The sequence below is a fragment of the Photobacterium chitinilyticum genome (assembly GCF_004104355.1).
In the GTDB taxonomy this organism is placed as follows: domain Bacteria; phylum Pseudomonadota; class Gammaproteobacteria; order Enterobacterales; family Vibrionaceae; genus Photobacterium; species Photobacterium chitinilyticum.
This window is the reverse complement of record NZ_RJLM01000001.1, coordinates 55,598-75,835: the sequence shown is the minus strand read 5'-3', so window position 1 is coordinate 75,835 and position 20,238 is coordinate 55,598. Positions and strand designations below refer to the sequence as shown.

At 48.8% G+C, this 20,238-nt stretch carries 18 protein-coding genes; all 18 read right to left on the bottom strand.

The features are described from left to right. Window positions 1-32: 32 nt before the first annotated feature. Window positions 33-1,073, bottom strand: coding sequence for a flagellar motor switch protein FliG (gene fliG, locus EDI28_RS00390; RefSeq protein ID WP_128781870.1), 1,041 nt, complete (start codon window positions 1,071-1,073; stop codon window positions 33-35). Then, a complete protein-coding gene (fliF, locus tag EDI28_RS00385) occupies window positions 1,066-2,814 on the bottom strand; it encodes a flagellar basal-body MS-ring/collar protein FliF (RefSeq protein ID WP_128781869.1) in 1,749 nt (582 codons plus the stop codon). The genes fliG and fliF overlap by 8 nt, the downstream gene beginning before the upstream one ends. A gap of 15 nt (window positions 2,815-2,829) precedes the next feature. After that, complete coding sequence (gene fliE / locus EDI28_RS00380; RefSeq protein ID WP_128781868.1) at window positions 2,830-3,141, bottom strand: flagellar hook-basal body complex protein FliE; 312 nt, start codon at window positions 3,139-3,141, stop codon at window positions 2,830-2,832. A gap of 157 nt (window positions 3,142-3,298) precedes the next feature. Continuing rightward, entirely contained in the window at window positions 3,299-4,681 is a 1,383-nt protein-coding gene (locus tag EDI28_RS00375; protein WP_128781867.1) for a sigma-54-dependent transcriptional regulator, read from the bottom strand. Further along, window positions 4,678-5,748 carry a sensor histidine kinase gene (locus EDI28_RS00370; protein WP_128781866.1) on the bottom strand — a complete coding sequence of 357 codons (1,071 nt, stop codon included), beginning with the start codon at window positions 5,746-5,748 and terminating at the stop codon, window positions 4,678-4,680. Before EDI28_RS00370 ends, EDI28_RS00375 begins: the two co-directional genes overlap by 4 nt. A 140-nt stretch (window positions 5,749-5,888) precedes the next feature. Further along, window positions 5,889-7,346 (bottom strand): sigma-54 dependent transcriptional regulator, encoded by a 1,458-nt coding sequence (locus tag EDI28_RS00365; protein WP_128781865.1) that lies wholly within the window; start codon window positions 7,344-7,346, stop codon window positions 5,889-5,891. A gap of 287 nt (window positions 7,347-7,633) precedes the next feature. Continuing rightward, on the bottom strand, window positions 7,634-8,038 hold the full coding sequence (gene fliS, locus EDI28_RS00360) for a flagellar export chaperone FliS (RefSeq protein WP_128782930.1): 405 nt from the start codon (window positions 8,036-8,038) through the stop codon (window positions 7,634-7,636). Between the two features lie 16 nt (window positions 8,039-8,054). Beyond that, entirely contained in the window at window positions 8,055-8,339 is a 285-nt protein-coding gene (locus EDI28_RS00355) for a flagellar rod protein FlaI (RefSeq protein ID WP_128781864.1), read from the bottom strand. A 23-nt stretch (window positions 8,340-8,362) separates the two neighbouring features. Beyond that, window positions 8,363-9,742 (bottom strand): flagellar filament capping protein FliD, encoded by a 1,380-nt coding sequence (fliD, locus tag EDI28_RS00350; protein ID WP_128781863.1) that lies wholly within the window; start codon window positions 9,740-9,742, stop codon window positions 8,363-8,365. A 23-nt stretch (window positions 9,743-9,765) separates the two neighbouring features. Next, complete coding sequence (locus EDI28_RS00345; protein WP_128781862.1) at window positions 9,766-10,221, bottom strand: flagellar protein FlaG; 456 nt, start codon at window positions 10,219-10,221, stop codon at window positions 9,766-9,768. A gap of 65 nt (window positions 10,222-10,286) precedes the next feature. Continuing rightward, window positions 10,287-11,438: a flagellin gene (locus EDI28_RS00340; protein ID WP_128781861.1), complete on the bottom strand. Its 1,152-nt coding sequence runs from the start codon at window positions 11,436-11,438 to the stop codon at window positions 10,287-10,289. A gap of 389 nt (window positions 11,439-11,827) precedes the next feature. Further along, window positions 11,828-12,943 (bottom strand): flagellin, encoded by a 1,116-nt coding sequence (locus EDI28_RS00335; RefSeq protein ID WP_438942781.1) that lies wholly within the window; start codon window positions 12,941-12,943, stop codon window positions 11,828-11,830. Window positions 12,944-13,282: 339 nt separating this feature from the next. Next, entirely contained in the window at window positions 13,283-14,473 is a 1,191-nt protein-coding gene (gene flgL, locus EDI28_RS00330; RefSeq protein WP_128781859.1) for a flagellar hook-associated protein FlgL, read from the bottom strand. 14 nt (window positions 14,474-14,487) lie between these two features. Next, window positions 14,488-16,371 carry a flagellar hook-associated protein FlgK gene (flgK, locus tag EDI28_RS00325; RefSeq protein ID WP_128781858.1) on the bottom strand — a complete coding sequence of 628 codons (1,884 nt, stop codon included), beginning with the start codon at window positions 16,369-16,371 and terminating at the stop codon, window positions 14,488-14,490. Between the two features lie 148 nt (window positions 16,372-16,519). Beyond that, entirely contained in the window at window positions 16,520-17,503 is a 984-nt protein-coding gene (flgJ, locus tag EDI28_RS00320; protein WP_128781857.1) for a flagellar assembly peptidoglycan hydrolase FlgJ, read from the bottom strand. A gap of 20 nt (window positions 17,504-17,523) precedes the next feature. Continuing rightward, on the bottom strand, window positions 17,524-18,585 hold the full coding sequence (locus EDI28_RS00315) for a flagellar basal body P-ring protein FlgI (RefSeq protein WP_233353282.1): 1,062 nt from the start codon (window positions 18,583-18,585) through the stop codon (window positions 17,524-17,526). 73 nt (window positions 18,586-18,658) lie between these two features. Continuing rightward, complete coding sequence (flgH, locus tag EDI28_RS00310) at window positions 18,659-19,423, bottom strand: flagellar basal body L-ring protein FlgH (RefSeq protein WP_128781855.1); 765 nt, start codon at window positions 19,421-19,423, stop codon at window positions 18,659-18,661. A gap of 18 nt (window positions 19,424-19,441) precedes the next feature. Further along, window positions 19,442-20,230, bottom strand: a complete 789-nt coding sequence (gene flgG, locus EDI28_RS00305) for a flagellar basal-body rod protein FlgG (protein ID WP_128781854.1) — start codon at window positions 20,228-20,230, stop codon at window positions 19,442-19,444. Window positions 20,231-20,238: the final 8 nt, after the last annotated feature.

Below are 20,238 nucleotides of genomic sequence, written 5' to 3'. Positions count from 1 at the left end.
TCGTATTGCAATCTTTGTTGGCAGCATAAAGGTTACAAGAATTCATCGGCACCGCCTCCTGTTAGCATCAGCTCACCGGCATCGGACAGGCGACGAGCAATCGACAGGATCTCTTTCTGCGCAGCTTCCACATCGGAAACGCGGATTGGTCCCATTGCCTCCAGGTCGTCCTGGAGCATCTCGGCCGCACGCTTCGACATATTGCGAAGAATCTTATCGCGTAGCATATCATCGGCACCTTTAAGTGCCTGCTGGAGTAGATCCTGAGGAACATCACGCAGCAAGGTCTGGATACCGCGATCGTCCACCTCGGCCAGATTATCGAAGACAAACATCAAATCATCAATCTGGGTCGCCATGTCTTCGTCAGTCTCACGGATCTGATCCATCAACAAACCTTCGACGTTATTGTCGAGATAGTTCATGATCTCGGCGGCAGCTTTCAGGCCGCCAATTTTCGCTGCCTGAGCACCAGCCTGACCAGCAAACTGTTTCTCCATGATGTCGTTCAGCTCGTGCAATGCTGCAGGCTGTACTTCTTCAAGGTTGGCAATACGCATCATCAAATCCAAGCGTACTCGTTCCGGGAACTGTGCCAGGATCTCTGCAGATTGCTCCGGTTCCAAGTAAGACAGGACAATCGTCTGAATCTGTGGGTGTTCGTTAAGAATAATGCTCGCCACCTGGCGCGGATCCATCCATTTCAACGAATCCAAACCACGCGAGCCACTGCCCATCAAAATCTGATCAACAAGGTTGTTGGCCTTATCTTCACCGAGGGCCGCGATCAGGGTATTACGGACGAAGTCTTCGCTACCCATACCGATACTGGTATATTTCTGGATATCTTCCAAGAAATGGCGGTGAACGGCTGAAACCTTGTCCTGGCTCAGGTCGGCCATTGAGGCCATCACCCCACCGACGCGCTGAACCTGTTTCGGCTCCAAATGGCGAATAATACTTGCGGCATCCTGCTCACTGAGGCTGAGCAATAAGATCGCAGCTTTATCGGCCCCGGTTAAAGTCGAGACATCAAACTTTTTATCTTCTGTTGTTGCGACTTCATTAGCCATCTTCAGTTACCCAATTTTTCACTACTTGCGCAGCCAGATCCGGTTCATTGGCGACCAGCGCTCTTACTGCTTTCAGCAAATCTTCATCTTTATGCAGGTTCGGTAAATCCAAACTACTGCTGCTAAGCTCCAGTGATTCAGCACCATCAAGCTCAGCTCCAATCAAATCGATACCGTCTTCGCCAGCAGATAGTATCGGCAGTCCGTTTTCATCCAACGGCGTACCATCCGAAGCCTGGTTTGGATACAGCAATTTACGCATCGCAGGACGCACCAGCACGACCACTACGACAATAATTACCAGCGCGGCAGCCAGCCAGCGAATCCAGGTATTGAAGTTAGGGTGCTCCCAAATAGGCAAGTCTGGAACCAGCTGCTCTTCAGGCAAGGCAAACGGTACGGAAATGACTTCCAACAAGTCGCCACGAAAGTCAGAAAACCCGACCCCGCCTTTTAGCAAACGGCTGATCTTGGCCAGTTCAGCTTCACTAACAGGCACACGGATAATTTCGCCGGTCTCCGGGTTGGTAACTTGCTTGTAGTCAATGGCCACAGAAACGGTCTGGCGGCTAACAATGCCGGTTTGCGCACGCTTATGTCTGATGGTGGTATCAAGCTCAAAGTTTCGAGTTGCCTCCTTATGGACGGAACCGTTATTGGAGCCTTTGCCCGATTGCATCTCGACAATATCTTGCGGGATCGAGGCATCAGCTGGAGGTTGATTACTCAGTGCGCCCGGAATACCGGCAACAACATTGCCGTTATTATAATCTTCCAGCGTATACTCACTTCGGGTTGATGGCGTCGCTGGATCATATTTCTTGCGAGTCTCTTCGATTGCACTGAAATCCATCGATACATCAACCTGGGAGGTATAATTACCCAGGCCGAGAACAGGGATCAGGATCGCATCGATTTTCTCGCGCAAAGCTTGCTCTTGCTTGCGCTCTAGCTCGTATTCTTTACGCTGTGCTGTTGCACTCGGATCTTCCGTCCCCGAGCTTAGCAAGCGGCCATGCTGATCGGTTACGGTTACTCGTGTAGGCCTTAGCCCCGGCACAGCTGTTGCCACCATATCAACAATCGAGTCTACTTCCTGCTGACCAAGCGAGCCATTGGTGCCCAAGGTCAAAAACACGGTCGCCGATGCATCCTGATTATGACGTACAAACACACTCTGCTTTGGCATTGCCAGCAACACCTGAGCCTTTCGCACCTGACGAATTTGCTCTATAGCCCGGGCCAACTGGCGTTCCCGGCTTAATTTTAGCCGCTCGCGCTCTAGGCGCTGGGAAACCCCAAACCCCATATCCTGCAGTAGGATCTCGTCCCCTTCTGCAGCATTGCTGTTCAAGCCCGCGCGAGTCATTTCAAGTTTTATCGATGAGAAAGAATCTGCAGGAACACGGATCGTATTACCGTCGAGGCTGTACTCTATTTTTTTCTGGTCGAAATGATCCAATATTGGGATCAGCTCTTCAGTCTGAAAGGTGCCAAGAGGTCGCATTTCCGGCTCTTTAATCCAGGCGACCACTAGAACAATTAACGCCACACAGATCGCAACCGACAGCACCAGGATAACCTGACGAAGTAAATCAAGGTTACCCAGCATGCTGTCAACACGAGTCGCACTTTGTTCTTCTGTATCAGGATTTTGCAACTCCAGGTCATTATCTGTAACGACCGGAGCCGGAGCATTACCTGCAACGGCTAATTCGTTGTTTGAAGATGTTTCCGACACTAACTATTTCCTGAATTAGACTGGCATGTTCATTAGTTGTTTATACGCATCCACCAGCTTGTTACGAACCTGGACGGTCGCCTCAAACGCCACACTGGATTTGTTACGGGCAATCATGACATCAGATAGCGATACACTGCGATCACCCTGATCAAAACGTGTTGCCAGTTCGCTGGATTCTGACTGAAGGTTGTTCACTGATTTAACAGCATCATTGAGTACTGCACCAAAATCAGCACTGACTTGCTGGCTTGTCGCCGGACGAGTCGTACTCTGGGCTTCCAGTTTCATTGCCTGCATTTCTGCTTGTAGTCCGTTGACTTTCATGTTCCACCCCGCACAGTCAAAAATTTGTCGCCCCTTAAAACGGGGGACGTTTTTTCTTCATTTGTGATTTTTACTGCTTTGTTACTTTTTTATTTATCGTAATGAGCAAGCTTACCGTCAGCATGACTCAAAAGACCAGTAAATTAATAATTTTACTCTAAACTGGGATCTCAATTCCGGCATCACGCATTTTAGCTAGCTTATAGCGCAATGTCCGCGGACTGATGCCCAATTTTTCGGCAACATCTTTGCGACGCCCTTCGCAGGCACGGATCGTGTCGAGAATAATGGAAAACTCCTGCTCCCGCAGCTCATTGCCAAGCCCGTCGGGAGAAGGGGGAACCTGAACCGGCTCAATCGTCGGAACCGGCGCCGCTAACTCTACCGCGGTCTGCAAACTTTGTGCATCAAGCCAGTCCAGGCCTTCCAGTAATATATGATCACATTCAATACAAATACTGTTACCCAGGATCAGTGCACGCTGAATCACATTGTCCAGCTCACGGACATTACCCGGCCAGCTGTATTGCTGTAACTTCGATAGCGCCGACTGACTAATCGTCGGCACGGGCAGCCCCTGCTTCATACAATGACGTTCAGTCAGGTAGGTTGCCAAAGGTGCAATATCGCCTTTTCGCTCCGTCAGGGCCGGCCATACTAATGGAAAAACATTCAAGCGGTAATATAAATCTTCACGGAAGTTCCCTTCAGCCACATACTGCTTCAGATCACGGTTGCTGGTTGCCAGCACCCGGACATTAAGTTTGATACTTTTTCGGCTCCCCAGGCGCTCAACTTCGCGCTCCTGCAACACACGCAATAACTTCACCTGGAGGTTCAAGTCCATCTCGCTGATTTCATCCAGCAAAATCGTTCCGCCCTGCGCCTGCTCAAATTTGCCCGGACAAGCCTGTATCGCACCGGTAAATGCACCCTTCTCATAGCCAAACAACGTGGCTTCCAGCATATTATCAGGAATCGCTGCACAGTTGATTGCAATAAATGGTCCTTCACTACGGTGGGAGTGGTCATGGATATACCGAGACATCACTTCTTTCCCCGAGCCACTTGGCCCCAGGACCATAACACTGGCATCCGTTTTTGCGACTTTTTCAGCTAACGCAAGTAATTTTCGGGATTTTTCATCTGCCGCGATGGCCCGGCTCGATTCATTTTTAACCGGTGCATAGCGACTTACCATATTAAGCAGTACTTCCGGAGCAAAAGGCTTGGCCATATAATCAATAGCGCCTTCTTTCATCGCGGATACCGCATCTTCAATATTGGCATACGCTGTCATCAGCAGTACGGGAAGCTTCGGCCAGTGCTGCTTAATGCTCCGCAGTAGTCCCAAGCCGTCCATACCTGCCATTTGTACATCAGAAACCACAATATCAACTTGCTCGGATTTCAATAGCAACAAAGCCTGTTCGGCACTCTCTGCCTCAAGCCACTGATAACCGGCCAGCGCCAATGTATCAACCAGAGCTTCACGTAGCCCTTCATCATCTTCTACGACTAGTACTCGGCTTTGATTCATCGCAACTCTCCAATTGCTGGGTTATTCTCGGTTTGGGCGGACTCTAACGAAGGCGCCTGACTATCAGCCAGTGGCAATGACAAGGTAAAACATGCCCCTTTACCTGGCTCGGATTCTAGTAACAAGCGCCCTTTATGTGCAGTGGCAACCATTTGCACGACAGCCAAGCCAAGACCGGTCCCTTGCTGCCGGGTAGTAAAAAAGGGTTCAAGTATCTTGGCCTGCATCTCTGGGGCAATACCCGGTCCATTATCAATAACAGATAGATAGATTACATCATCTTGCTGCAGGCAGTTCAGTGCGACCTTGCACTGCTTGCCGGACATCTGAATCGCATTAGTGATCAAGTTACCCAATGCGCTGGCCAAGGCATTGGCATTGCCAAGGATCATAGGGCTTTCATCGGCACAATCAATACTGAAGTCAACCTGATTGGTAACAACCTGGGCTTCAACCATGTTATCAAGCTCATTGAGCAAGCTTTCCAGGCTGAACCGCTCCACCACCTTGTTGTCCCCGCCTTTGGCAAAGAGCAGCATATCATTAACCTGCTTTTCCAGATCGTGCAGGCGATCAACTAATTTGGTCTGAAACCGCTGGCGGGTTTGGCTATTAAGGTTTGGTGCCGATAAATTAGAGGCATATAACATTGCACTGGATAACGGAGTCCTAACCTGATGCGCCAATGAGGCGACCATCTTTCCTAGCGAGGAAAGGCGCTGCATTTCACTAATGCGTGACTGCAGCAGGCGGGTTTCCGTCATATCAGTAATAAAGATTAACTGCCCGGTATCCGAAGCAGAGATCGCCAGCTTAACTTTGCGGCCACTGCGCAGCGACACCTCATGACCGTCATCTTTCTGTGGCGCGAAGGCCCGCTGGATAACAGAAAACCAACGCTCCCCCTCAAGGGGATCGCCTAACAGGCGGCGGGCTTCCGGGTTAGCCTCACAGACGACTCCCATCGAATCGAGAAATATCACCCCTGACGGCATCACGTCCAGCACCTGCTGATACCGGCTAACCTGTTGTGCTAACGTGCCAAGCGGAGAAACATTGTCACCCATGAGATACCTGATTCAATACGCATAAAACGTTAAATAAGCACTTTTTATGCCAAAATAAAAAGCATATTATCAATAGGTTACTAGGAAGGAAAGAAAATTGACGGCGTCAAGAATGTGACACCGCCATAACTTGATGAGTTCTAGCGCAGATCTTCTTTATTCAAACCATACTTACGCATTTTTTCAACCAGCGTAGTACGTCGCATTCCCAGCATATCAGCGGCGCGCGCGACGACTCCTGTTTGAGCTTCTAGCGCCTGGCGGATCATTTCCACTTCTAGCTCTGCCAGCATTTCTTTCAGGTTGACCCCTTCAGGCGGCAAATCATTCATGCCCGCCGCATCCTCAGGGTCTACATAGCTGGAGGCAAACATATCGGCCAAGGCCGCACGTTCCTGATCTTCTGTTGACAGGAAATGCTCCTCTGGCTGAAATTCCGGCAAATCATTGTAGCGGTACTTCATAGGGAGGTGATTCACATCCACCATTTCACCCGGATACAGAATAATTAAGCGCTCTACGAGATTTGCCAGCTCACGCACATTACCCGGCCAATCATGCTCCATAAGGGAAGTAATCGCCCGTGGCGTGAAATGGATAAGCTTCGCGCCCTCGGCTTCCATTCTTGCCAACAGTTCCTGAAGCAAGAGAGGAATATCACCAATACGCTCACGCAGTGCTGGCATCTCGATTGGAAAGACATTCAGACGGTAGTAAAGATCTTCACGGAAGGTATTATTCTGGATCATTTCTTCGAGGTTACGGTGGGTCGCGGCTATAATACGGACGTTAACCTTGATAGTACCATTGCCCCCCACTCGCTCAAAGCATCGCTCCTGCAGAACGCGCAGCAACTTCACCTGCATAGACATTGGCATATCACCAATCTCATCAAGGAATAATGTGCCACCATCTGCCAATTCAAAACGGCCTTTACGGGCAGCTATTGCGCCGGTAAACGCGCCTTTTTCATGGCCAAAGAGCTCACTTTCGAGTAGATCAGGAGGAATGGCCCCGCAGTTAACCGGTACAAACGTACCCTTTCCACGGGAAGAATGGTAATGAACGTTACGAGCAACCACTTCTTTGCCCGTACCTGATTCGCCGAGGATCAAGACACTGGCATCGGTTGATGATACCTGCTCGATTAAATAACGAACTTGGCTGATTGTTTCACTACGACCAACCATACTACGAAACAGCGTATTCTTACGCCCAAGTTGCGGAACCTGGAACGCGCGCTTGCCAAGGAACTCCTGGCAATGCCGTAATGCATCCGATAGTTGCCCGTAATGCAGTGGCAACTCCAGCTCCCCAACATAATTCGGCAAGCCTGCCAACTCGTTGGCATGGTTAGACAATGCAATAACGGGGATATGGTTATGGATACGCAAAAAATCCAGGATCTTACCCAGTGATTTACCAGTACTGATTTTACCCAGTAAACAAGCACCCCAATCCTTTTCCCAAAGCGAATTTTCCACCTCGTCTGTTGATACAGCTTCATGCTGCTCACCAACAAAATTAAGGATGACACTAAGGTCATGACGGTGCTGCTGATCGTCATCAATAACGAGGGTCTTAGCTAAACCTTGCATAGGAGAGATATTGCCTGCCTTTATAGGATTTTCTATTCTGTGGCTTTTATACCAAACTGAACAACTATCAAATCCGGTCAAAATTGGTTCAGTTTGCTATTACTGAGGAACAGCAACCAAAATTATTCCGACTATTGTAATAAAAGCACAGGAGAAGGCAACAAGGGACACCCAAAAGCTGTGACCCCAGTACAAAGGAAAGTGCAAATCAAGTCATTGATGCTTATTTTTTGACTTCACTAAGAAGAAAGTTGCTAACCAATGAGTTGCATTCCCTCTAAAAGATATTATACGTCTAGCTGAGTCATATTGTGGTATTCACCCGGAATTTGGTCCCAGGCAGATTTTATTTCGCGCAGCATACCGATGACATCATCAATCGGCTCTGCAAGGTTATCCTGGTTTGCCTTATAGATCTGATGGATCATATAGTCATAGAGTGCATCGAGGTTTGACGCAATCTCCGCCCCATCTTCCATCGACAGACAACTACGAAGGCTGATCACAATATCCAACGCCTTACCAAGGCGCTCACCCTTTACGGCAATAGAGCCCTGCTCCATAGCAGCCTTGCCTTGGATCAAGCGTTCAACTGCACCAGCCATCAGCATCGATATCACACGGTGCGGCGATGCCGATGTTAACTGACTATCCACTGAGACTCGTTTATAAGCCTGTAGAGATCCTCTCATTGCCATTTTTCTAACCTTACCGAAATTTATTATAAACCTGCATCGAGCGTTGCCCGTGCTGCTGTCGCTGAAGCTGACTTGCCGATATATCCCGATGATGACGGATCCGGGCAAGTAAGTATGACGTTCGTTCGACGGCGGCCTGCCACTCTGCTTTGTCCAAGTGTTCAGGCTGAGCCATTAATTGCTGTAAAAGCTGGTCGCGCTGTTGTAATAGCTGCTGCAACTGCTCAGAATCGACTTCTCCTTCAACGGCCAGCATAGCTTCCAGTTGATTGTCTAGTTGATTTAAACGTTGCATACACGATTCTCTCACATTTAAAACTATTGAGGCATCATGCTCATCATTGAGTTGAGCTGGCCTTTCATTTGACCCATCGCTTTGTCCATCGCGGTAAACTGATCATGGGTACGTTTCTGGACACTCTCCATTCTTCGATCTAGTTTGCTTTGATCGGAATTCAGACTCGTCACCTGTTCGTTTAAACTATTCTGGCGTCCCTTGATACTACCGGTAATACCGGTATGGGCATGGATCAAGTCTTCAATTCTACGGGCAAAGCCGTCCCGGCTACCAAAAAACTCACCAACATCGGCGAAGTTCTGCTCAAGCTGTTTATCCAGTATATCGTAATCAATCTCGAGCCGCCCGGCCATGGTACTGGTCACCCCCAGTTCACTCAAGGTCTTGATCGTCTCTGGAGCCCCTTCTACCGGGGAGGAAAACGCGGTACGAAGCTGGTTATCAACGGTACGAATAATACTGTCGCCTACCAGCGGGCCTTTTTCCTGCGTTTCCAGATTAAACTTACCGAGTTCGCGAGAGACATCAAAAAACTGATTATAGGTATTAACAAACTGTTCAACCGCACCACCGACCGCGTTGCGATCATAAGCAACATCAACTAATACATCTTTGTTTTCTTTACCGTCAGTACTGTCACTCAATGCAACGAGGTTAAGGTCAACGCCCTTAATGGCATCTTCAATGATATTGGTATCACTCGTGACGACCGCTAGCCCATCGATTACCACTCTTGCATCACCGGCAGCCTGCATCTCTCTCATTGAGTTAATGTCGTTGTTGTGGTTAAAGCCAAACTTTTGCAAAGTACTGGTGATAGGCGCATCGACCCGCACTTTGATATTGTTCTGCTCACCGCTTTTGTCTGCAGAGAGTACCAACCGAGCACCGACATCATCTTTAATGACCGAAGCCATCACTCCGGTATTTGACGGATGACGGTTAATAAGGCGAACAACATCGATAATTTTGCTTTCGTCTTCAGCGATGTCGACATTAAACTGGCTGGCACCCAGTGAAATAGCCAGCTGACCCGCTCCCATTTTATCATCTTCATCGAAGGTACCTGAGACAATTTTATGAGACTGGGCAAGCTGCTCAACCTTCACATTGTATTTACCAGGGATCGCTTCATGGGAGGCTTTTGCCGTCAGCACATCACTATTGTCGCTGGAGGCCGTACGGGTTGACATGGTATGGTTGCGACGAAGATCTGACATTGTATTCTTCATATCGTCTAACGAACTTTTCAGCTTACCGTAAGCACTGATACTGACATCAATGTTGTCGCGCTGCTGGTTGATCCGCGCTTCTTTCGGTACCTTTTCTGCCTCAACGATCGAACTAACCATTTTGTTAATATCAAGACCGGAAGCAGTAGCCGCTGCGCCTATGTTCATTGACTACCTCAAATGATGTCGGTTTACACTTTCGTCGTTAACAACCCTCCCGAATTAGCTGCCAACTGTCGGGATAGTGCTAACATATCTTGGTCAGGAATTTGACGGACAATATCACCGGTACGCTTATCGTAAATGGTGACAATATTTTTGCCCGATTCTTCATCAATTCGAAAAGCCAGCCCTTTATTTAGCGTACTGCCGACAAACTCTTCGATACGTTCTACCACCTTTTCCAGTTGCTCACGCTGCATTTGGTGCTGCTGCTCAACCTTGGCACTCTGTTCGACCCTGCGTACATCAGCTTTTCCGCTGTCGCTGCCGGATGTCACAGGTTGGCTGGAGGTATTTACGGTAGATGAAGCTCCCTGGGAATCACTATTAGATTTATAAGCAATACTTGTGCCAACAGAAGCATGGGTGCCATTCTCAGAGGAACGGGGAGGAAGTGAAGAAGTAGAAACAGGTTTGACATCCATATTCTTTCACCTTCTGATAGCAGAAAACGGCAAGGAGCTTCCCCCTTGCCGTTAATAACGAGGTATTAACCTAGCAGGCTTAGTGCCGCTTGCGGCGCCTGTTTTGCCTGAGCAAGAATTGACGTAGAAGCCTGAGACAGGATCTGGTTCTTCGTCATGTTCGTTGTCTCTTTCGCAAAGTCTGTATCACGGATACGACTGTTAGATGCAGATACGTTCTCGTTAACGTTATTCAGGTTGTTGATAGTGTGGTTCAAACGGTTCTGAGACGCACCCAACTCAGCACGGTGGGAGTCAACATTCTTCATCGCACCATCAAGAATAGCAACCGCTTTTTGAGCACCACCGACAGAGGTTACATCAATTTTTGAAACGGTTTCGTTAGCCGCAGTACCTGCGATTGTTCCGGTGACATCGGTTTTACCATCGGCACCCAACATCGTCAGGTCACCTTTTGTAACACCAACCGTACCTTCGCTAGAGAACAATTGCAGCTCGCCGTCTTCAGTAAGCGAAGCGTTGATCTTATCATTCTGGCCATTGATACGGGTTGCAATTTCTTCACGGTCATCGCCTTTCAACAGGTCAACAGACACGGCAGTCTCTTTACCTAATGAATCGGTAACCTTAAGCTCAACGGTTGTATCCGCTTTTACAGTATCACCGGCACCGATTTTGTTGGTTGACGTTAATACACTACCACCCATTTTAGCGTCATCAGAGCGCATATTATTGAACGTCATCTGTACCGCTTCACCAGAATCGGCACCAACCTGGAAAGAACGTGAACCAAACTCACCGTTCAGCAGCTTGGTACCACCAAATGATGTGGTTTCTGCGATACGGTTAAGCTCATCATTCAGCGCAGTCACTTCTTGTTGAATTGAATCACGGTCTTCCTGTGAGTTCGAACCATTAGAAGACTGTAGTGACAAGTCACGCATACGCTGTAGGATGCTTGTGGTTTCCTGCATTGAACCTTCAGCAGTCTGTGCCATTGAGATACCGTCGTTGGCATTACGTACTGCCACATCCAGACCACGGCTCTGGGTCATCAAACGGTTAGAGATCTGCAGACCTGCCGCATCATCTTTTGCACTGTTGATCTTGCTACCAGTTGCAAGACGCTCCATCGATTTACCAGTAGATTCAGTCGCCTGGCCTAAGTAACGCTGAGCGGTCATTGCAGAAACGTTAGTATTTACTGTAACTGCCATAATGTCTCTCCTTAAGTATTCAAAATGGCTTGACCAGCCCAGCCGGAAAAACCTTATTATTCTTTGTACATGACCTTTAACGGCCTGCCCCAAAAAACCTTTAAGCTTTTTTTTTGTATTTTTTAAAAATCGATTAAAACGTGATCAAGTTAATAAAAATAGGCGTAAAAAAGGTGAGAGGTGAGAGGTGAGAGGTGAGAGGTGAGAGGTGAGAGGTGAGAGGTGAGACAGATTATAAAAACCTCATGCTAACTCATAAGGAAATATCATAGAGTATCAGGCATACCAAATAGCTCGTGACTCGTAACAATACCTTCCACCGAATTCCACATACGAAAACGGCAAGGGGTTGCCCCTTGCCGTTTTGCTCTATCCCGATTAGCGGAAAGTTATTGCAGTAGGCTCATTGCCGCCTGAGGAACCTGTTTCGCCTGCGCCAAGATAGATGTACTAGCCTGTTGCAGGATCTGACTCTTGGTCATTTCTGTCGTTTCTTTGGCAAAGTCCGTATCACGAATTCGGCTATTTGATGCCGAAACATTTTCAGAGGTGTTCGCCAAGTTGTTAATGGTGTGACCCAAACGGTTCTGTTTTGCACCTAGGTCGGCACGTTGGCTGTCAATATACTTCAGCGCGGCATCAATGATCGGCACGGCTTTTTGCGCTCCGCCAACAGAGCGCACGTCAATATCACCGGCTGATTGATTAACAGCAACCCCCGCGATCGTTGCATCAATATCTTTACCGTCGCTACCTAACATGGTTAATGTGCCAGTCTTGACAGAAACAGCGCCATCACCGGCAAAGAACTGCAATTGGCCATCTTCAGTTACTGAAGTATTGATGATGTCATTCTGACCGTTCATGCGAGTTGCTATTTCTTCGATATCATCACCCTGCAGCAGAGTGACAGTTACATCCGTAGCGTTACCTAATTTATCGGTAACGGTAAGTGTGACATCGGTATCTGCCTTTACGGTCGCGTCAGCAACAAGCTTCTTATCTGATGTTAGCAAGCTGCCGCCCATACGGGAGTCATCAGCACGGATGCTCGTCATCCCCATAATGATCGCTTCACCCGAATCCGCACCAATCTGAAATGCCGCTTCGCCAAAAGTACCATTAAGTAGCTTACGACCACCAAATGCCGTAGTTTCGGCGATACGGTTCAATTCATCCTGCAGTGCAGTCACTTCTTCCTGAATTGCCACTCGATCATCATCCGAGTTGGCACCATTCGAAGACTGTAGTGACAGATCTCGCATACGCTGTAGGATGCTGGTTGATTCCTGCATTGCACCTTCAGCTGTCTGTGCAATCGAAATACCATCATTGGCATTTCGCATTGCTACGTTCAGACCTCGCGTCTGTGCCACCAAACGGTTGGAAATCTGCAGGCCCGCCGCATCGTCTTTTGCACTGTTGATCTTACTACCAGTCGATAGACGTTCCATCGAGGTACTAAGACTATCTGACGCTTTGCCCAGGTAACGCTGCGCAGTCATGGCAGACACGTTGGTGTTTACTGTTACACCCATTTTGCTCTCCTTTGACTTTCGCTCTTCATCAGCGAAACAGCCTACCCGCAACAGTCAATACGAAAGACAGTGAAGCGGGGCCAGCTATATTAAAATTGTTGGCAACGTCTTTGCCACCAACCTAGTATTAGCAATCATCATGCCAAAATTAAATAAACTTAATTTCAATGACTTATGCTTGAATCTATTCTTTAAATCAGATCAGCGGCAACCCTATGCCCATCGGCATTACCATTTTTGCCGGAGTGGTAATAGCTGTTGCCGCTGTGAATAAGTTCAGCTATCACCATCGATATTGCTTTTGTGTTAGATATAGTTAAACAAGTTCAAATCTTTGGTTTTGGCGAATGCCTGCTGAGAAGCCTGCAGTGCCATCATATTTTCATTAAGGTCGATAACTGCCGTCGCATAATCCAGATCCTCCAGCGTACCGCGAGCCTGGGTCATCACGATCCTAAAGTCTTCATGCATATTTTCCTGGCGATCCAAAGTTTGCAGGCGAGTACCAATTTCAGAACGTGCCCGGTTGATATGTTTAAATCCTTCCGACAAATCAGCAACTGCCTGGTGAAGCTCAGCAGAAGCAGAAGCATCAGAGACATCGCTATCCGACAGCTCAATACTGCGCCTGAAAGCATCAAATACATCGACCTTGTCCTGACGTGACAAATCAATGACATCACCGTCTTCGATTTCTCCCTCTAGATCGACCTGCAAGGTTCCCCACTGGATCCCCTTGCCCGGATCAAACGATCCACTACTGACCTCGCTCCCATTCTGAAACAACTTATAGGCCGGTCCGGTCGAGGTAGTCGCAAACTCGACACGATACGCCGATTGATCAGCATCATTGGTATTGCTGGCCTGAGACAAGAGTAGTAGCGAACCACTTTGCAGCTGATAATCTGGCTGGTAGTCACCATATGGATTGGACACTTCCATGAATAGCTTGTCACCTGCATCATTCATCGGGACCTCAACCGACGGGGCAACTTTGGCCATCCGCTGATAGCTATCACCGGAATAGGTAACTTGGCCGTTATTGTCTCGGAAAAAAGGCTGCTTGCTGTACTGGGTGCCGGCAAAAATAAAATTACCGGATTCATCCTTGGTGTTGACCATATTCATAAATGAGTCAAACAGTCCCTGCATGTCTTGCTTGTGGGCCGTTCGATCATCACCCGACAACGAGCCATTGACCATCATCATGGTCTTGCGCTTTGCATCATCAAGCAGGTTTTCAGCTTCAGTGATCGCAGTCTCTTCATTATCCAGGCGATTACGTGCCAGGGTGATCGACTTGAGTGATTGCTCGATCTGAGTATTTTGCTGATCAAAGTTCTGAATATAAATCGAAGATACCGGATCATCACCAGCGGTAAGCAAACGCTTTCCGCTTGCCAGCTGCTCCTGATTTTCCTGCACTTTTACCTGCTGACGATTCATGTCATTCGCGACAGAACGGTAATTATGGAAAGTTGCCATTCGGCTGATCATGGTTATCAGTCTCCCTAGCGTGACACGTTAAGTAACGTATCGAAGGTTTCGTTGGCAACCGTCATTATGCGTGACGAGGCCATATAGGCTTGCTGGAACTTCATCATATTGGCGGCTTCCTCATCGAGGTTCACACCAGAAATTTCTGCGACCCGGCTTTCCGCAGCGTCTTTCTCGACCAGTCCAACTTCTTTAAGACGGGCTGCCGATGCTTTTTGCACCCCCATCTCGGTGTTCAGGCCCTGATAGACATCAATCACGGTAGAGCGTCCCTCATCCATGATCTTCTCGGCCTGCAGGGTCTGCATCTTGATCAGGTTGCCATTGTCACCATCAGCCGAATTCAGGTTAACGGCAAAAACATCACCGCCGGCAGCTCCTTGCTCCAGAGTAAATCCGGTACCACCGACAACGACCTCTCCCGCTGGCGGGTAAGGCTGTGGGGGCTGCAAAATATTGCCTTTCATATCCAGTACGGCAAACTGGCTGGCATCCGGTGATACTGCCACCTGAAACTCTGACAAAGCACCCTGCTGGGTAATATTAAAATCCGCCTGCCCCTGAGTCTTGCTCGCAGAGCTCAAATAACTTTGAGCGGCAATTTTTGCCGGATCAGTCATGCTGACACTGATTTCTCCCGCGGCAGAGCGCGTCGGGCGAAGCACAACATGCTCGCCCGCTTTCAATGGCGCTGCCATTTCGACCCGAAAACCATCCATAGTAAACGACGGTGGAGTTCCGCTCGGGATCACGTTCTGTCGGGAGCCGTCCGGCAATGCCAAGGTGTGCTGGCTCCCGTCGAAAGCCAGGCCGTATTCTCCGATTTTAACTTTGCTCAAATCGTCGATATACACCTTCACCTCTGCCGTCGAACCAACCGGCAATATCGCTCGTGCAGCTGCAACAGCCGGATCATTAACATCACGGAACATGTCCTGGCCCACCTGACCATTGAGATCCAACCCCTGCTGCTGAAGCTCGTTTACCGATTGGGAAAAACCAATTGCGATACGGCCGACTTCATCCATGGCATGGGTCAGTGTTTCATCCCGAAACTGGAACAATGCCGCCATCTTGCCGCCGATATCATCATTACGGATAGTTTTTAGCGACTTGCCTTCGACGACTGCCAACTGGGTCTGCTGCGGATCCGGCTTACCGCTGACCATCCGCAATTCACTGGATTCCGTTCCTGATACCAAGGTATGCCCACTGCCGATCATGACATTGAAACTTTCGGCATTCTTTCGGGTAACAGTAACTTTCGTGTATTCCGACAGCTCATTGATTAAGTTCTGATGGCGATCCAGAAGATCATTGTCGTGACCGGAAGCCGGCGTTTTCACCAGCGCCTTGTGTACGTCCACCAGCTCCTTGGCGATATCATTCACCCGATTCAATGTCCGGGACAATACTTCATTGGTTTCTGATTTCTGACGTGACAAAGTGCCATGATTATCGTTTAGCCCTGCTGTCACCATCTTTGCTTTTTCAAGCACCACCTTGCGCGATCCCATGTCATTCGGGCTATCAGCCAGCGCCTTGACCGCGTCGTACCACTGGTTCATGTCCTCGGGAATTTTCTTGGCGCTATTGGCCAACATATTATCCAGACGGCCCAGCTGACCTTCTCGCTCGGTCGCATAGCTCAGGTTGGTGGTTGTCAGGTTTAATTCATTGGTGGCAAACTGGTCGAAGCCGCGGCGAACTTCTGCCGCATGCACGCCGGTACCATACTGGCTGCCCCCCCACCAAATAGGATCATTGGCTTGCTGAACAACAGATTGGCGGCTGTAGCCTTCGGTATTAACATTGTTAATGTTATGGCCGGTCGTATTTAACTGCCGCTGTGCAGTCATCAGACCTTGTGAGCCCATATTTAGCAAGTCAAACCCCATGGAGCCTCCGGAAAAGTGAGGGGGTTACAATTATTCAATAGCTTAAATGCAAAAAGTGTTCCAACTTTAAAGCACGCTTAAGCTTTTGATTTTATTGATACTTGCTTTGGATGGGGTGGTGTTTTTTTAAGCAGAGGCAAAGGGTTGCCTATTCCATTAGTCTGTTTACCGTGTCCATCACACTGATCACCTTGTTAGAGTATTCAGGATCCGTCGCGTAACCAGCCTTGTGCAGGTTACGGATGAAATGCACCGGATCAGCTGGCTGATCCAAAGCTTCGGAATAACGCGGATTCTGATTCAGGAAACGAACATAGTCATTGAAGCTGTCCTGATAGCTGTCATAAGAGCGGAATGCCGCCTTTTGCTGCACCGGTATTCCATTATGGAACTCTAGGGTATTGGTCGCGACTTTGTTACCAGACCAACGCGGATCGGCTTTGATATTAAACAGATTATTACTGTTACCGGCCGCGTTTTTAATAACCTTCTTTCCCCAGCCCGTTTCTAGTGCAGCCTGGGCAATAAGCACTGATGGCTCGGTACCTATGGCATGAGCCGCTTTTTCAGCATAGGGGCGCATCCGGTTGACAAAGTCTTGAGGAGAATCAAAACCACGCTGATTTTGCTGAGGCTTCAAAGGCGGAAGAGGAGCGGTAAAGGTGGCTGGCTGAGCTTGCTGCATAATTTTCAACGCATCATCGGCAGCCTTTTCTACCATCGCCTTATCCGGCTGCTTCCCTTTGGTATCAAAAGGCAAGTTCAGTGGTGCTTCTTTTATCGCTTCGCGAAAGTCCTGCTCTGAAGGCGGAATAGGACTCTGAGCATCTTCTTCCCCTCCAAGCTGGGAGACAATAAGATCAGCCAATCCCAGCGAGCCGGTAGAACTCAACTCACTGGCCATCTGCTCGTCATGCATCTGCTCGAAGAACTTACTGTTGCTACTGCTCATCAGATCAGATTCGAATACTTCATTGGCCTGGCGCATCGACTTAAACAGCATCTGAGTAAAAATAGCTTCAAACTGCTGCGCAGCCGCCCGCAAAGACTGACTTTCATCATCATTGATCCCAGCCCTTAGTCGCTCAAGGTTGGAAATATCGTGGACGAAGCCCGGATTGGTTGTTTTCATACTCAGAACCAAAGACCTATTTAAATAATGATCAACTGACCTTCAATCGCCCCGGCCTGCTTCAGCGCCTGCAAGATAGCCATTAAATCTGAGGGCGCGGCACCGACCTGATTAACCGCACGTACCAATTCATCAAGAGTGATCCCCGGCTCGAATTTGAACATCCGGGAGTCTTCCTCGGTAACCTCGATATCAGAGTTCGGCACAACCACCGTATTCCCGCCGGATAAGCCGTTTGGCTGACTGACGGAATAGTTTTCCTTAATCGAAACGGTCATACCACCGTGGGTAATAGCCGCAGGCTTTAGCTTCACATTCTGACCAACAACAATCGTGCCGGTACGAGAGTTAACGATGATTTTTGCAGCACCGTCCGCCGGATCAAACTCGAGATTTTCGACTGTCGACAAAAAGGCTACTCGTTGGCTGACATCACGCGGAGCTCGTACCCGTACAGATGTCGCGTCTACCGCTGCCGCCATTTGCGGACCAAGAAATTGGTTAACGGCATCTGCCATACGCTGTGCCGTGGTAAAATCGGACTCGAACAGATTGAACGTCAGAAAATCACCGCGACCAAACGGGTTTGGCACTTCCTGTTCAACCATCGCACCGTTTGAGATCCGACCGACAGTCGGTATATTACCCACTACTTTCGAACCATCAGCTCCTGTTGCACTGAACCCGCCGACAACCAAGCTGCCCTGTGCAATCGCATATACCTTGCCGTCCAAACCTTTAAGGAAGGTTTGAAGCAATGTACCGCCACGCAAACTTTTTGCAGACCCAATCGACGAAACCGTTATATCAATCGTCTGTCCCTGCTTGGTAAACGGTGGCAACGTCGCATTCACCGCAACTGCGGCAACGTTCTTTGTCTTTGGCTTGGTGCCCGCAGGTAGCTGAATTCCAAAATTTTGCAGCATGGCATTGAAGCTCTGGTCCGTAAATGGCGTCGTCTCACCCGTGCCCGGCAAACCGACAACCAGACCATAGCCAACCAATTGGTTACTCCGAACCCCGGCAACTTCTGATACATCTTTAATTCGTGCCGCCTGCAACGGTAGTGCCAACAGCATCATCAAGCCAATGCAAAAAGTCTGGAATCTCACTTCAGTGCTCCGTAATGTCACTTATCATTCAAACGAAATAGAGTTAAATACTGACATTAAAGAAGCGGGCCAACCACCCCTGCTCTTGAACGTCCTGTCGCTCACCGGTACCGGAGTACTGAATACGCGCATTGGCGATTCGGGTTGAAGCTATGGTATTTTCCTGGCTGATATCATCCGGACGGACTGTTCCGCTGACCCGGATGTACTCATCGCCAGTATTGAGTGTCAGCCACTTCTCGCCACGAACCAATAAGTTACCATTGGCAAGAACATCGATCACTTCGACTGAAATAGATCCCTTGATGCTATTGCTCTGATCGGCAGAAGTACTACCGGCAAACTTATTGGCGTTTTTCAATTCATAGGACAAATTGCGGTCGCCAATCGTCATTTCTTTCCCGCCAAGAGCCAATGGATCCATCGACAAGTCTGTCGATTTATCCAGATCAGAACTGGCAGTCTTCTTGGCCTGAGTCTTCTCTTCCAGCAAAATAGTGACAATATCACCAATCCCACGCGGCTTGGTATCATCATAGAGATCCTGAGCGCCCGCCACATCGAACAGCGAACCTGTAGCCGTCGCATAGTGCTCAGGCTTCTCCTGAGGTCGAATACTTGCCCAGGCCGGATCACCAGCCTGCGGATCCTCACGGCGGCGCAGCATATCAATCAACCCCGTACTTGGATCGGTAGTCCCCTCGACCGCATCGACCGAGGTCGTTGCCTGAGCGACATCCGACTCTTCCGTCTGCAGTTGAGAGCAACCAGAAAGAATAACAGCCAAACCTATAATGATTTTCTTCATCACGACATTAACTCCCTGTTATAACTGCTGGTTGACGTAGCTTAGCATCTGGTCAACGGTTGAAATCACCTTCGAGTTCATCTCGTAGACTCGCTGCGCCTCAATCATATTGACCAGCTCTTCTGTTACGTTAACGTTGGATGTTTCCAGCATCGACTGACGAACCGCCCCCAAGCCATCAAGGCCCGGAACACCTTCCTGAGCGTCACCACTGGCACCGGTTGGCAAAAACAAGTTCTGGCCAATCGGTTCAAGGCCGCCGGGGTTGATAAAATCAACCGTCGTGATCTGCCCCAACACCTGATTTTCCTGCTGACCCCGAATACGCGCGGAGACTTCACCATCGGTACCGACCGTTACACCGACAGCATCTTCAGGAACAACAATTTCAGGCTGCAGTACATAACCGGATCCGGTTGTAACAAGCTGACCATCGCCATTAATCGTGAACTGACCATTACGGGTATAGCCCATATTGCCGTCCGGCAAGAGGATCTGGAAGAAACCATCTCCCTCGATCATCATATCCATCGCATTGTTGGTCGTTTGAGTATTACCCTGGGTAAATACCTTCTGCGTAGCAACCACTTTAGAACCGGCACCCAGCATCAAACCTGAAGGCAACTCAGTATCTTGCGTTGACTGGCCCCCCGGCTGATTAATGTTCTGATAGAACAAATCTTCAAAAACGGCCCGGCTTTTCTTAAAGCCCACTGTTGAGGCGTTAGCCAGGTTGTTAGAAATGGTCGAGATATTCGTTTGCTGAGCGTCAAGACCTGTTTTACTTACCCATAAAGCTGGATGCATGTTCGATT

Coding starts and splice junctions, on each gene's coding strand:
- fliG (WP_128781870.1), bottom strand. CDS start 1,073: ATGGCTAATGAAGTCGCAACAACAGAAGATAAAAAGTTTGATGTCTCG.
- fliE (WP_128781868.1), bottom strand. CDS start 3,141: ATGAAAGTCAACGGACTACAAGCAGAAATGCAGGCAATGAAACTGGAA.
- EDI28_RS00375 (WP_128781867.1), bottom strand. CDS start 4,681: ATGAATCAAAGCCGAGTACTAGTCGTAGAAGATGATGAAGGGCTACGT.
- EDI28_RS00370 (WP_128781866.1), bottom strand. CDS start 5,748: ATGGGTGACAATGTTTCTCCGCTTGGCACGTTAGCACAACAGGTTAGC.
- EDI28_RS00365 (WP_128781865.1), bottom strand. CDS start 7,346: ATGCAAGGTTTAGCTAAGACCCTCGTTATTGATGACGATCAGCAGCAC.
- fliS (WP_128782930.1), bottom strand. CDS start 8,038: ATGAGAGGATCTCTACAGGCTTATAAACGAGTCTCAGTGGATAGTCAG.
- EDI28_RS00355 (WP_128781864.1), bottom strand. CDS start 8,339: ATGCAACGTTTAAATCAACTAGACAATCAACTGGAAGCTATGCTGGCC.
- fliD (WP_128781863.1), bottom strand. CDS start 9,742: ATGAACATAGGCGCAGCGGCTACTGCTTCCGGTCTTGATATTAACAAA.
- EDI28_RS00345 (WP_128781862.1), bottom strand. CDS start 10,221: ATGGATGTCAAACCTGTTTCTACTTCTTCACTTCCTCCCCGTTCCTCT.
- EDI28_RS00340 (WP_128781861.1), bottom strand. CDS start 11,438: ATGGCAGTTACAGTAAATACTAACGTTTCTGCAATGACCGCTCAGCGT.
- EDI28_RS00335 (WP_438942781.1), bottom strand. CDS start 12,943: ATGACTGCGCAGCGTTACCTGGGCAAAGCGTCAGATAGTCTTAGTACC.
- flgL (WP_128781859.1), bottom strand. CDS start 14,473: ATGATCAGCCGAATGGCAACTTTCCATAATTACCGTTCTGTCGCGAAT.
- flgK (WP_128781858.1), bottom strand. CDS start 16,371: ATGGGGTTTGACTTGCTAAATATGGGCTCACAAGGTCTGATGACTGCA.
- flgJ (WP_128781857.1), bottom strand. CDS start 17,503: ATGAAAACAACCAATCCGGGCTTCGTCCACGATATTTCCAACCTTGAG.
- EDI28_RS00315 (WP_233353282.1), bottom strand. CDS start 18,585: ATGATGCTGTTGGCACTACCGTTGCAGGCGGCACGAATTAAAGATGTA.
- flgH (WP_128781855.1), bottom strand. CDS start 19,423: ATGAAGAAAATCATTATAGGTTTGGCTGTTATTCTTTCTGGTTGCTCT.
- flgG (WP_128781854.1), bottom strand. CDS start 20,230: ATGCATCCAGCTTTATGGGTAAGTAAAACAGGTCTTGACGCTCAGCAA.